General features: G+C 48.0%; 10 protein-coding genes. 8 read left to right on the top strand and 2 right to left on the bottom strand.

The features are described 5' to 3' along the window. Positions 1-44 precede the first annotated feature (44 nt). Positions 45-389: a hypothetical protein gene (locus tag H8K55_RS09300; RefSeq protein WP_186941809.1), complete on the bottom strand. Its 345-nt coding sequence runs from the start codon at positions 387-389 to the stop codon at positions 45-47. A 242-nt stretch (positions 390-631) separates the two neighbouring features. On the opposite strand from H8K55_RS09300, the gene H8K55_RS09295 reads away from it, so the two are divergent. The 8 genes from H8K55_RS09295 (at position 632) to H8K55_RS09260 (ending at position 11,790) form a co-directional block, all read left to right on the top strand. Beyond that, positions 632-1,270 carry an ANTAR domain-containing response regulator gene (locus H8K55_RS09295; RefSeq protein ID WP_230408553.1) on the top strand — a complete coding sequence of 213 codons (639 nt, stop codon included), beginning with the start codon at positions 632-634 and terminating at the stop codon, positions 1,268-1,270. A gap of 435 nt (positions 1,271-1,705) precedes the next feature. Further along, positions 1,706-2,932: a CmpA/NrtA family ABC transporter substrate-binding protein gene (locus tag H8K55_RS09290; protein ID WP_186941855.1), complete on the top strand. Its 1,227-nt coding sequence runs from the start codon at positions 1,706-1,708 to the stop codon at positions 2,930-2,932. Positions 2,933-3,109: 177 nt separating this feature from the next. Then, positions 3,110-3,892: a nitrate ABC transporter permease gene (gene ntrB / locus H8K55_RS09285; RefSeq protein ID WP_230408551.1), complete on the top strand. Its 783-nt coding sequence runs from the start codon at positions 3,110-3,112 to the stop codon at positions 3,890-3,892. Between the two features lie 2 nt (positions 3,893-3,894). Beyond that, complete coding sequence (locus H8K55_RS09280; RefSeq protein WP_408057961.1) at positions 3,895-4,725, top strand: ABC transporter ATP-binding protein; 831 nt, start codon at positions 3,895-3,897, stop codon at positions 4,723-4,725. Positions 4,726-4,754: 29 nt separating this feature from the next. Next, positions 4,755-7,184, top strand: coding sequence for a nitrite reductase large subunit NirB (gene nirB / locus H8K55_RS09275; protein ID WP_186941807.1), 2,430 nt, complete (start codon positions 4,755-4,757; stop codon positions 7,182-7,184). Positions 7,185-7,406: 222 nt separating this feature from the next. Next, positions 7,407-7,751 (top strand): nitrite reductase small subunit NirD, encoded by a 345-nt coding sequence (gene nirD / locus H8K55_RS09270; RefSeq protein ID WP_186941806.1) that lies wholly within the window; start codon positions 7,407-7,409, stop codon positions 7,749-7,751. Between the two features lie 34 nt (positions 7,752-7,785). Continuing rightward, positions 7,786-10,581 carry a nitrate reductase gene (locus H8K55_RS09265; protein WP_186941805.1) on the top strand — a complete coding sequence of 932 codons (2,796 nt, stop codon included), beginning with the start codon at positions 7,786-7,788 and terminating at the stop codon, positions 10,579-10,581. A gap of 177 nt (positions 10,582-10,758) precedes the next feature. Beyond that, positions 10,759-11,790, top strand: a complete 1,032-nt coding sequence (locus H8K55_RS09260) for a DUF475 domain-containing protein (protein ID WP_186941804.1) — start codon at positions 10,759-10,761, stop codon at positions 11,788-11,790. A gap of 120 nt (positions 11,791-11,910) precedes the next feature. Here the strand turns inward: H8K55_RS09260 and H8K55_RS09255 are convergent, their stop codons facing one another. Then, positions 11,911-13,980, bottom strand: a complete 2,070-nt coding sequence (locus H8K55_RS09255) for an esterase-like activity of phytase family protein (RefSeq protein WP_186941803.1) — start codon at positions 13,978-13,980, stop codon at positions 11,911-11,913. Positions 13,981-14,270 lie beyond the last annotated feature (290 nt).

The following is a 14,270-nucleotide window of genomic DNA, read 5'->3' as shown; positions in this document are numbered from 1 at the left end:
CGGAACAGGCAAGCACTTGTTTGTTCTCCCTCTTACGCAGCTTCTTATTCGATCAAAAGGTCAAGACGTAATCCTGGCATGCGCTCATGCACATGACGGCAAAGCACGCCAACAAAGCTCTTGCTGGATGAAGGCAAACTCCCGCTGCAGGTAGATGCTTGATAAAAGAGAACATACTCCGGTGCGCGTCGTCGTATTGCGCGAACGATCGTAAAAAAATTCAATGCCCGAGATTCTGCATCCACTATTTCTACTTCAAAGCCCTCATTTCGTAATTCATCCGATTTCCTCCACAAAACAGCTCGTGATTTGGATTCAGATCCAACACAAGATAGACGCTGCCCCAATTCAAATTGAGGGAGATTGATCAACAATACTTTAATTGACATGCCATTTCTCCAAGATTGAACAGAAAGCCAGCGTATCAACAATCTGTGAAGAGATGATGTGCTGAAAGTGTGTTTCCTCAATGATCAGACCGACAACTAAGCTACAACTAAGCTACAGCCAAGCGCACTGGCGCGAATATTGCATACCAGTATCTAAGAATCATCAAAAATTCTCATTCTTGATTCATCGAATTCATTGAAATACTTACGCAGGTCTACCACGGAGCATGATTTTGTCTGAGCTGCATGCCACTAGTCTAAAAATTGTTGTGATCAATACCGTCACCAATCCCACAGATCCACACGATCTCGATGATGTGACAGTACAGCGACAACTTGAACGCTCGCGCAACTTGCGCATAGGCTTGCTGCAGGCTGGCTACAACATCATCGCGTCTATCCCTGGCGATATGTATCTGGTGGACAGGCTCACCCAGTTGCAACCGGACATGATCATCATTGACGCTGAATCGGATGCACGTGATGTGCTGGAAGAATTGGTACTAGTCAGTCGTGACGCGCCGCGCCCTATCGTCTTGTTCACGGAAGAAGATAATCCCTCACAATTAGCGTCTGCCATGGCGGTGGGCGTGTCAGCCTATGTGGTAGCAGGTCTGCAAGTAGAGCGCGTCAAACCAGTATTAGAAGTAGCAGTAGCACGGTTTCAGGCTGATCAAAAATTACGCACTGAACTGCACGATACCAAGAACAAACTAGCAGAACGCAAGACCATAGAGCGCGCCAAAGGCCTATTAATGGCGCGCCATCAACTCAGCGAAAACGAGGCTTATCAACGCCTGCGTAAGCAAGCGATGGAAAAGAATCTGAAGCTGGTTGAACTAGCGCAAAGAATATTGGACGTTGCAGATTTACTTGGCTAATCCCCGCCACGGTTTGGTGCATTGCACCAAGTTGGCGTCCAAAGCGGTGCAAAGCTTTAGCAAATCATCTACAAAACTCCCCCTAAGTCCACACAATGTGGCATAGAACCAGTTGGCAGCTTACTTGGCACCTTACTTGGCACGCTACTTGCAAAGATAAAGCTAAGTACCAAAGCTGGTACACCCAGAAAATTTGCTAACGGCGGCAATTTTCACAAGACAAAGGCGTCTTCCTACCTGCTCAAATGAGCATGGTAGTAAGACGCTTTTTTTCGTTTTGACCATGCAATTTGAAAACCATCACGCTGGAGTCTGACCATGCATAAGCAAATGAAGTCCATCACCAAAACCAATGAAACAGGTGCTAACAATGAAAACGCTACTACAGAACTCAACACCAGTTTGTCAGGCAAAAATCAAACTCGCCGCGAATTTATGCAAAGTGCCAGCAGCATGGTCGGTCTTGGAGCGAGCAGCATGTTAGGCCTAGGAGCCATGAGTGCTGCTAGCACAGCGTGGGCGGCCGGATCAGATAAGCCTGAAAAAGAAGAAGTCAAAATCGGTTTCATCCCGCTGACCGATTGCGCATCGGTAGTGATCGCGGCGGTGATGGGCTTTGATAAAAAATACGGCATCAAAATTGTGCCTAGCAAAGAATCGTCTTGGGCCAGCGTGCGCGACAAGTTAGTGAATGGTGAACTGGATGCCGCGCATGTGTTGTACGGCTTGGTGTATGGGGTACAACTCGGCATCGGTGGACCGAAGAAGGATATGAATATCCTGATGACGCTAAATAATAATGGGCAAGCAATCACACTCTCTAAGAAACTCGCCGACAAAGGCGCGGTCGATGGTGCTGGTCTCGCTAAATTAATGGCGCGTGAAAAGCGTGAATATACCTTTGCGCAAACCTTCCCTACCGGCACCCATGCCATGTGGTTGTATTACTGGCTGGCGGCGCATGGTATCAATCCTATGAGGGACGCGAAAGTCATTACCGTACCACCACCACAAATGGTGGCGAATATGCGTGTCGATAATATGGATGGCTACTGCGTCGGTGAACCGTGGAATCACCGCGCGGTCGCTGATGGCATAGGCATTACTGCGGCGACGACACAAGATATCTGGCGCGATCATCCTGAAAAAGTCTTGGGCTGCACTGCAGAATTTTCACAAAAATATCCTAACACGGCACGCGCTTTAATCGCCGCGATTCTCGATGCCAGTCGCTGGATTGATGCCTCACTGATGAACAAGCAAAAGATGGCAGAAATCATCGCCGAAAAATCCTATGTCAACACCTCGGTCGATGTCATTAATCAACGCATTATGGGGCGCTATCAAAATGGCTTAGGTAAGACTTGGGATGATCCTTACTACATGAAATTCTTCAACGACGGCGCAGTGAATTTCCCTTACCTGTCCGACGGCATGTGGTTCCTGACACAGCATAAACGTTGGGGTTTATTGAAAACCGATCCTGATTATCTAGGTGTGGCAAAGGCTGTAAATCGTATCGACATCTATAAAGAAGGCGCAGCGTTGGCGAAAGTCAGTGTGCCGAAAGACCTCATGCGTAAGAGCAAACTAATCGATGGCACGGTATGGGATGGTCAAAATCCAGCTGCCTATGCGGCCGCTTTTAAGATCAAAGCTTAAGGAATAGCAATGACTACTTTGCTCTCAACTTATTCCGCTAATACTGTCGCCAGTTCAAGCAAGGCCAGCGAAACTAGCGAAGCATGCAAAACAGTGGCATCTGCAACAGTTGCGGCCGCGCCACCACCAAAGAAAGAAATCACGATGGCTAAGCCTTCTGCATACTCTACCCTTGCGATGAAGCTCAAAGCGATCGGGTTCAAACTCTTGCCGCAATTTCTGGGGCTGGCGATGTTGGTGTTACTGTGGACCATCATCGCCGAGAAAAATTCCGCACTACCATCACCATGGCTTACCTTGCTAGAAGCAATCAAACTTTTCTCTGATCCCTTCTACCAAAATGGCCCGAATGATCAAGGTATAGGTTGGAATATTTATGCATCTCTCAAACGGGTGGCGGTCGGTTTTGGTCTAGCAGCTGTAATCGGCATCCCACTCGGCTTCATGATAGGCCGCTTCAGCTTTATGGCGGGCATGTTTAATCCGATTATCAGTTTGCTCAAACCGGTTTCGCCATTGGCTTGGTTGCCCATCGGTCTATTAGTTTTCAAAGCTGCCCATCCAGCGGCAATCTGGTCTATCTTTATCTGCTCAATTTGGCCTATGGTGATCAACACCGCGATCGGTGTGCAACGTGTGCCGCAAGATTATATGAATGTGGCGCGCGTATTAAACCTCTCCGAATGGAAAATCTTAACCCGCATTTTATTGCCTAGCGTGTTGCCGTATATGTTAACTGGCGTACGTTTGGCAATTGGCACCGCGTGGCTGGTAATCGTCGCCGCAGAGATGTTGACGGGTGGCGTGGGTATTGGCTTCTGGGTGTGGGATGAATGGAACAACTTGAACGTGCCGCACATCATTATCGCGATTGTGGTGATTGGTTTAGTTGGGCTGTTATTAGAACAAGCACTAGTAGCGATGGCGCGTGCGGTCACCTATGAAGAAACAGGAGCCTAATCATGGATAAGACAAATGCGATGGACACCAACGATAAAAAATACATAGAAATCCAAAATGTGGAAATGCGCTTCGATACCAAGAAAGGCAGCTTCCATGCTTTACGCGAGATCAATCTGCGCATCGCCAAAGGTGAATTCATTACACTGATTGGTCATTCTGGTTGCGGCAAATCGACACTATTAAATTTGATCGCAGGATTAACCACTGCCACCTCCGGTGCATTACTGTGTGCGAATCGCGAAATCGCCGGGCCTTCACCTGAGCGTGGTGTGGTGTTTCAAAATCACTCGCTATTGCCGTGGCTGACTTGTTTTGAAAACGTCTATCTGGCGGTAGAGCGCGTCTTTGCTGCGACCGAAAGTAAGAGCGAGCTTATCAATCGCACTCGCAATGTTTTGGCCTTGGTAGGCTTGACCGCCGCTGATAAAAAACGTCCACATGAAATCTCTGGTGGTATGAAACAACGCGTCGGTATCGCCCGCGCTTTAGCCATCGAGCCCAAAGTTTTATTGATGGATGAACCCTTCGGTGCACTCGATGCATTGACCCGTGCGCACTTACAAGACGAGTTACTCAAGATCGTCGCGAAGACGCAATCGACGGTGGTGATGGTCACGCATGATGTGGATGAAGCGGTACTCCTGTCCGACAAAATCGTCATGCTGACCAATGGTCCAGCCGCAACGATCGGCGAAGTCTTATCCGTGGAATTAGCTCGGCCACGTGAACGGGTCGCTTTAGCCAACGATGCGCAATACGCCAAATATCGCAGCGCGGTGCTGGAATTTTTATATCACCGCCAATCGCATCCAAGCAAAGAAGTCGCCTAGAGCACAAAAAAACATTAAGGATTTTCATCATGAAAAAACTCAAACTCGTCATGGTTGGCAATGGCATGGCAGGCGTTCGTACTTTGGAAGAATTGCTAAAAATCGCGCCGGATTTGTACGACATCACGGTCTTTGGCGCTGAACCGTATGCTAATTACAATCGAATTTTATTGTCGCCAGTTTTAGCTGGCGAACAAACGATCCAAGACATCATGCTCAATGATGTTGACTGGTATGCCGACAACAATATTACCCTGCATTTAGGAAAAAAGATCGTCAAGATTGATCGCTATAAGCGCGTCGTGATCGCCGAAGACGGCACGGAAACCGACTACGATAGATTGCTGATCGCAACAGGTTCCTCGCCTTTCATGTTGCCTGTGCCTGGCAAAGATTTGCAGGGTGTGATTGCCTACCGCGACATCCACGACACCAATGCCATGATCGCGGCGGCAGAAGAACACACGCACGCCGTGGTGATCGGTGGTGGCTTGCTCGGATTAGAAGCCGCAAATGGTTTGAAGATGCGCGGCATGAACGTCTCTGTCGTGCATTTGCCTGCGTGGTTGATGGACAGACAGCTCGACCTAACGGCTGGCAAGATGCTGCAAAAATCTTTAGAAGATCGCGGACTCAATTTCTTATTAGAAAAAAATACTGCAGCGTTGATAGGCGATGAAAATGGTCATGTCAAAGCCATCCGTTTTTCTGATGGTTTAGAAATCCCTACGCAACTCGTCGTGATGGCAGTCGGCATTCGTCCGAATACGGCATTAGCGGAATCAGCAGGCTTGTACTGCAATCGTGGTTTGATCGTCAACGACACCATGCAAACTTATGACCCGCGCATATATGCGGTCGGTGAATGCGTCAATCATCGGGGCACGGTGTATGGCCTAGTGGCTCCTTTGTTTGAGATGGCAAAGGTCTGCGCGAATCATTTGGCCAATTTTGGTATCGGTCGTTATCAAGGTTCCGTCACGTCCACCAAACTCAAAGTCACCGGCATCGACTTATTTTCTGCTGGTGATTTTTCGGGCGGTAAAGATACCGAAGAAATCATCTTGTCCGATCCTATCGGTGGCGTTTACAAAAAACTGGTATTGAAAGACGACAAGCTGATCGGTGCTTGCTTGTATGGTGACACGGTCGATGGCAGTTGGTATTTCAAGCTACTGCGCGAAGGTAAAAACATCGCTGAGATCCGTGACTCACTGATGTTTGGCGAATCGAATACCGGCGATGTCGGTCACGAAGGCCATACCAAAGCAGCGGCGATGCCTGATACCGCCGAAGTCTGCGGTTGCAATGGTGTTTGCAAAGGCACAATAGTCAAAGCAATTAAAGAAAAAGGCTTGTTCACTTTAGAAGACGTGCGCAAACACACCAAAGCCTCAGCCTCTTGCGGCTCATGTACGGGTTTGGTCGAACAAATCATCATGTTCACGGCGGGTGGCGATTACTCAGCAACACCCAAAGCCAAGGCTATGTGTTCCTGCACAGATCACTCCCATCATGCGGTGCGTGAAGCCATCAAAGTCAATCACTTACTAACCGTGGCAGCGGTTCAACAATTCATGGAATGGCGCACGCCAAATGGCTGTGCAAGTTGCCGCCCTGCTTTGAACTACTACCTGATTTCGACCTGGCCGAAAGAAGCGGTGGATGATCCGCAATCGCGTTACATCAATGAACGCTCCCATGCGAATATTCAAAAAGATGGCACTTACTCCGTCATTCCACGGATGTGGGGTGGCGAAACCAATGCTTCAGAACTGCGCAGAATTGCTGACGTGGTCGACAAATTTAATATCCCCACCGTCAAGGTCACCGGCGGTCAACGCATCGATTTGCTCGGTGTAAAGAAAGAAGACTTACGCGCAGTTTGGCAAGACCTAGGCATGCCTTCCGGCCTTGCCTATGCCAAAGGTTTGCGCACGGTAAAAACTTGCGTAGGTAGTGAATGGTGTCGTTTCGGCACACAAAATTCCACGCTTATGGGGCAACAATTAGAACGCGAATTAGCCCGCATGTATGCGCCTCACAAAGTCAAACTCGCCGTCTCCGGCTGCCCACGTAATTGCGCCGAAGCAGGTATCAAAGACGTTGGTGTTATCGGGGTGGATTCGGGTTGGGAAGTGTATGTCGGCGGCAATGGCGGGATTAAAACCGAAGTCGCGCAATTCTTAATCAAACTCAAAACGCATGAAGAAGTGATGGAGTACACGGGCGCATTCTTACAACTGTATCGTGAAGAAGGCTGGTACTTAGAACGCACCGTGCACTACCTCGCCCGGGTTGGTCTCGACTATGTGAAACAACAAATTCTAGAAAATTCTGCACGACGTGAAGAGTTGTATCAACGTTTGTTGTTCTCATTGGAAGGTGAAGCTGATCCTTGGCATGAGCCTGAGAAGGCGCAAGTGGATACGCGGCAGTTTGAGCGGATTGGCGAGTAATCGTCAGATTTTTTGTAAAAGTAAGTTTCGATAACAAGCTCCCTCTCCCGCAAGCGGGAGAGGGTTGGGGTGAGGGTGATTCCGCAAAGTTAAGACATCATTCAATACATGATCATAAATTTCTTATTTGAATTGCGATTTTGTCTGCAGCACTCCAACTGCCCTCATCCCTAACCCTTCTCCCGCTCGCGGGAGAAGGGAACCTAAAACAAAGGAAAAACCATGTCCCAAGAATGGCAAGTCATCTGTCGCGTAGACGACATTCCACTGCTCGGCGCACGTGTCGTGAAACGTCAAGCGAGAACTGATGTCGCAATTTTCAGAAATACCGAAGACAAAATTTTCGCACTCTTAGATAAGTGCCCGCACAAAGGCGGTCCCTTATCACAAGGCATCGTCTTTGGAGAAAAAGTCGCCTGCCCTTTGCATAACTGGAACATAGAATTACCGACCGGCTGTGCGGTATCGCCGGATGAAGGTTGTACACAGAAATTCAGTGTCAAAGTGGAAGCAGATCAAGTGTACTTGTGCAGTCACGAATTGCTGACTTTAGCGATTGAAACCTAAGTTCACTCAAAGCCAAGGGCCAAGGTCAGAAACTATGCAAGAAACAAAATCTACCTGTTGTTATTGCGGCGTCGGCTGCGGCGTCATCATTGAATCTGATGGCACACAAGTCACTGGCGTACGCGGCGATCCTGCGCATCCAGCCAACTTCGGCAAGCTATGCAGCAAGGGCAGTAATTTGCATCTGACGGCGCAGCCTGTGCTGCAACAACAAGTACGTGCTTTGTATCCGGAACTACGCACTGCGCGAGATCAAAACAGAGAACGCGTGGATTGGGATATCTGCCTGGAAACCATGGCAGATAAATTTGCTAAGTGCATACAAACGCATGGTGCTGATAGTGTAGGCTTTTACATTTCAGGGCAATTGCTGACCGAGGATTATTATGTCTTCAATAAACTCGCTAAGGGTTTAATCGGCACGAATAACATCGATAGTAATTCACGCCTATGCATGTCGAGCGCCGTCGCTGGTTATAAGCAAAGTCTGGGTGCCGATGCACCACCTTGTAGTTATGAGGATATAGAACTGGCGGATTTAATTTTTATTGCAGGTTCAAATACGGCGTATGCCCATCCAATTTTGTATCGCCGCATAGAGCAAGCACGCGAGAACAATCCCAATCTCAAAGTCATCGTCGTAGATCCGCGTCGCACCGATACGGCGCGGGACGCTGACTTGCATTTGGCGATTTTACCCGGCACCGATGTCGCGCTATTTCATGGCATGCTGCATTTGTGTTTATGGGAAGATTTGATCGATACCCAATTTATCGCTGCGCATACCGAAGGTTTTGCCGAACTCAAACAAACCGTACGTGATTTTACGCCTGCCTTTACTGCGCAAATTTGCGGTATCGCCGAAAAAGATTTGATCCAGGCGGCACGTTGGTTTGGTCTGAGCAAAGCCGCGCTATCACTGTATTGTCAGGGTTTAAATCAATCAAGTGCAGGCACAGCAAAAAACAGTGCGCTGATCAACCTGCATTTAGCGACAGGGCAAATCGGTAAACCTGGCGCGGGACCTTTCTCTTTAACCGGGCAACCGAATGCGATGGGCGGGCGCGAAGTCGGCGGTATGGCGAATCTGTTATCGGCGCATCGTGACTTGAGCAATCCAGAACACCGTGCTGAAGTAGCTGCGCTATGGAATATTCCTAGCGTGCCTGATCAACCCGGCAAGACCGCAGTCGAATTATTTGAAGCGGTGCGCACTGGCGAAATCAAAATTATCTGGATCGTTTGTACCAACCCCGCGCAATCCATGCCGGATCAAAATGTAATACGTGCAGCATTAGAAAAAGCCGAACTGGTGATCGTGCAAGAAGCGTATCGCAACACAGCAACGGTGGCGTATGCCGATATCCTGTTACCTGCATCAACCTGGTCAGAAAAATCCGGCACTGTAACTAATTCTGAACGCAGAATTTCACGCGTAAGAGCGGCGATTCCGGCGCCGGGAGAAGCGCATCATGATTGGCAAATTGCGACAAAATTCGCGCAAGCCCTAGCGAAGAAATTGAATAAAACGCAGCCTGATTTTTCCTATACGAATCCAGAGACCATCTGGAATGAGCATCGTGATAGCACGGCTGGACGCGATCTCGACATTACTGGATTGTCGTATTCTTTGTTAGAAGAAAAAGGGCCACAACAATGGCCCTACCCTGCTGGAGCCGCCGTAGGACAACCACGTCTTTACGAGAACCATCAGTTCGCCACCAGCAACGGCAAAGCTCGCTTTATCAATTGTCCCTACGTCGTAACGACGGAAAAAATCACGCCACGTCATCCATTTGCCTTAAATACAGGACGCTTGCGCGATCAATGGCATGGCATGAGTCGCACTGGTTTGGTGGCGCAACTGTATGCGCATGCGCCTGAGCCGTGTATAGAAATGGCAGCACAAGATATGCAAAGGCGCTTTATACAAGATGGTGATTTTGTTGAAGTCAGTAATCAACGTGGTACTCAAGTATTGATTGCTAAAGCGAGCGATCAACTGAAAGCAGGACAATGTTTTATTGCGATGCATTGGGGGGAAGAATTTATCTCTGGCAGCTTGCGCGACCAACATCAAGAAGGTCAAACATTGTTCGGCGTGAATAGCCTCTGCAATCCCGCTTTCGATCCTATCTCTAAACAACCAGAGCTAAAGCACAGTGCAGTCAAAATTACCAAGCTCACCTACGCCTGGCAATTTGTGGCCTGTGTTTGGATAGCGCCTGAACATATTCTGGAATTACAGCAAAGCTTACGTCAGTATTACCCACACTTCGCCTATGCTAGTTGCGTGCTATTCGGGCGCGAACGCCAAGGCTTACTATTTCGTGCTGCCAATACCGTTGCCGTGTCCGCAGATATCACCACTGCGATTAGCCTCTTACTCGACCTGCATGGCGCACAAGTCTTGCAATATGGCGATGCGAAACGCGGAACTGCGCGTCAACTGTTGATAGAAAATGATCCGGATTTATCACCACAGAAACGCATTGCAGGCTTCGCTTTGGCGGGCGATATTGCGGCTGAAAACTGGCTCAAGCAATTGCTATTGGATGAAGAAGTAGTGACGATTACGCCTGCATTATTGGCACAATCCAAACCGGCTGCTGGCAGCGCCCCAAAAAACGCCAAAGACCTCCAAGTTGTGTGTACATGCTTCAATATCAAAGCACAACAAATTAAACAAGACCTGGCATTGCATGCGGGTGACGAGAAACAACGCTTGTGCAGCTTGCAGCAATCTCTACGCTGTGGCACCAATTGCGGCTCTTGTGTGCCGCAATTAAAACAAATGGTACGCGAGTCTGCTGTGATCGCTATGACATAAATAGTCATATTATTTCTGTCCCTACACCGTCAACGTCGAGGCGCAGGGAGGTTCTTATTTTGCTTACCCACTACACGGCCAAGACACGATAACAGCTTGCGCCGTTGATGTGTTGTGTGGCACTCTCACAGTTCAATTCTCTGCAGACTATTTGCAGCAACACTCTGGACTGAACACATGCAGCATTTTCGACTTTCTATTTTTCTCTCTCTTATTTGCTTAGTCGTCGCTGGCTATTGGGGTTTTATGCATGGTGGCGCGGGAGCTGCTGCCAGCGCATTAAGCATTGCCATTATTTTAGCGGTGCTGGAAATCTCACTGTCTTTTGATAATGCGGTAGTGAATGCCTCGGTCTTAAAGAACTGGAATACGTTTTGGCAAGGCTTGTTTTTGAGTGTCGGCATCATCATCGCGGTGTTTGGTATGCGCTTGATTTTCCCCTTAGTGATCGTCGCCTTCGCTGCTGATCTAGAAATGGTTGAGGTATGGGATATGGCGCTGGATAACCCTAAAGAATTTTCTACACACTTAATCAATCATCACGCCGAAGTCGCAGCATTTGGCGGCGTATTTTTGTTATTAGTGTTTCTTAATTTCTTACTCGACAATGAAAAAGAAACACATTGGTTAGGCAATGTCGAAGCCAAAATTGCTGGCTTCGGTCGTATTGGTTCTATTCCAGTTTTGTTGGCATTATGTACTGTGGTGGGTAGCATTAGTTTAGTCGATGCTGCGCAGCAATTTGCGGTACTTTTATCTGGCGTGTGGGGCATTATCGTCTATGTCGGAGTCGACTTTATCAGTGACTTGTTAGAGAAAGAAGAAGCTACTGACATCGATGTTGCAGCAGTGGTGAAAAGCGGGGGGATTGGTGGTTTTCTATACCTGGAAGTGCTGGATGCCTCGTTCTCATTTGATGGTGTGATCGGTGCATTTGCGATCACTAGTGATGTGGTGATCATTATGTTGGGACTGGCTATCGGCGCCCTATTTGTGCGCTCTATGACAGTCTATCTGGTGCGCCAAGGAACGTTGGAAGAATATGTATTTCTGGAACACGGTGCGCACTATGCCATCGGTATTTTGGCGCTGATTATGTTTGCCAGTATCAAATATCATATTCCTGAAATCTTTACCGGCTTAATCGGCGTCGCGTTTATCGCTGCGTCTTTGTGGTCATCAATACGCCATCGACGCTTGCAGCACTAATTCACTGCAAATTCATCACCAAGGCATCTTGGTTGTTGCTTACAAGCTCAAAATTTGTCGAAAAAAAACGCTGCCAAATGATGATGGCAGCGTTTTCAATTTGCCTTGATACCAAGATCACTAAGGCACCAAGAACTCATTCAATTTTTTCGTAAACTTAATTAACCACAGACGATTTGGTCGTTCACTATCTGCGCCACGGCTAACACGCGCAGTATTGCCTGCAGTACAGCCAGTCGCCGAACTGCTAGTAGTTAAAGCACCTGCGATATCTACCGTGCATTTAGTAATATCGGCACCATCCACATTCACACCAGCGGCAGTTTGGACGATGGTTTTCAGGCCAAAATCATCGTCATTGACCAAGGCCAATGTATTCTCATCCACCAGCGCCAAACCTTCGGCTTTTTCTGCCAGCCAGCCCGCTGCGTTCAAATCGAACAACAAGGTTTTCTTGAGCGTCACAATGTTCGCGTAATTTGCTGCGTTCACTGCAGCGCCAGTCATACTGCTTTTTTCCAGATCGGTGCCGATCGCTGCAATGTCAGTGGCATTGTTTGGAATCTGCACCAGCATCAGACGATTAAAGACTTTTCCATCAACACCCGCACCTTGTTCAATGACGATGAATTTGCCATTACCTAATGACACCAAATCACCTAATTTTGCACCACCAGTCTTACCTCCCGAATACATCGTCGCATCTAATGGATAGGCATACAGTTTGGTCGTTTCTGTAGTCGGATCGAATTCCACCCATCGATTAAACTTGGCGTAGTCTTTAATACTTTCGCTGCTAGCAGCACTCGCACCAGGTACCAGGTAGCTCGCTTTTCCATCATCTAAAGGACTTTGTATAAAACCGTGCAATTTACCGCTGGCAATTTCCAAACTCAAACCTTCCATCCCGCGATTAGCACGGCGCTTCAATAACACCGCTGGCAGATCAGCAACGCCGGTACCTGGTTGGTATTTTTTAAGAATAATGCCACTCGTGATATCGATCTTCAAAATGAAAGGGCCATATTCATCCGAGACCCATAGGGCATTACGGGCAGTATCAAGGACGATAGATTCTGTATCTAAGCCGTAGTCACTAAATACAGTTTTACTACTAGCGTCATACTTCACTGCATCAGTTAATGGAACTTCTCCGGAGGAGCCGACTTTACCCGCTGCGATGGCGAGACCGGATGCATTGATCGTCGCCGAGAATTTTATCGGCATACTTGATTTCAATACGGCACCCGTCTTACCCACAGAGATCACGCCTATCGACGGTATGAAACTAGGGGACGGGAAAAATTTTCCGTCGCTAGTTCCGGTGGCACCAGCGCTCATCATGGCATTTGGCACTTTGGGGCCATCGCCGTTAGGGCCGCGATCGGTAATGCCATAGAACTCCAAGCTGCCATCCGCGGCCTTGCCTTTGAATGTCAAACCTGAGCCGTAAGAAGGCAAGAAACCTTTCGGAAAATCAGCTTTGATCGCCGCGCTATTGCCCTCGTAAGGCACATAAAAATTATCAGCAGCTTGGATCTGATAGCGCGTAATACTAGCGCTGACGCTACCTAAGGTATTCGTCTGTGTAATCGTTTCTACAAATGGCGTTGTCATCTTCGAGGCTAGAGTATCTTCAAAATGTTCGCCAACCAAGGTACGTCTGTCATTGTCGACAGAACGACTTTGATAAGTCGCGGGTAATTTCGCCAATACACCACTCATTGCAACATTAAAAGCCGCAGGTGCCAAAGCAAAATCCAGATTCTGCGATATTAATGCGGTTTTCACTGCCGAGGTGATTTGTATGCCGTTGGACGGGTCATTATCAGCATCAAGTAACTGTAAGGCCAACAGGCGATTGACCACTTTATCGTCTCTGAGTTTATCGCTACCGGCTAAGGTCAATGGCGTAAAAACGGCTGCGCACGAACCGGAACCCAAATTAATGCCGCCGATAGTAAATGCAAGCGTTTCACCGTTCAGGCAAGTAAAACCACCGCTAGCACTCGTCGCTTGCTTCGCTGCGCCATTTGCCGAATATTCCAGACCTTCCACAGCGGCATCTAAAAACACGGCGGATACGGGATTTGGAATCACTTTTTGTTCAACCCTGTCATTTCCGCCACATGCCACCAAAGCGCCTGCCGTCGCCAGCATCGTCAAACCTGCCATCATCTTATGTCGCATCTTTTTCCCCTAATTACATGAATTGAATCACTGAAAAATTAAATTCAGCTAAAGTGCAGGAATGTAAATGGAGAATATGACTCGGGCATGACATGCTCTGGTAACACTGATAACGCCGGTAGGCTGAGGGCTGAGCGCAGCAGCAATCTGCATGCAAGATTTATTACCTGGAAATTTGCAACTATGAGTGATAGAAACTATTCTGAAGTGTGACTGTCTGAAGTGTAAGTGCCTGAAGTTTAGACGCCCAAACTTAAGCACTTTTTTGAGTTTCTTTTCTGCACTTCTGA

The organism is Affinundibacterium flavidum (assembly GCF_014284175.1).
GTDB lineage: Bacteria > Pseudomonadota > Gammaproteobacteria > Burkholderiales > Burkholderiaceae_D > Undibacterium > Undibacterium flavidum.
This window is presented reverse-complemented; position numbering and strand designations above follow the sequence as displayed.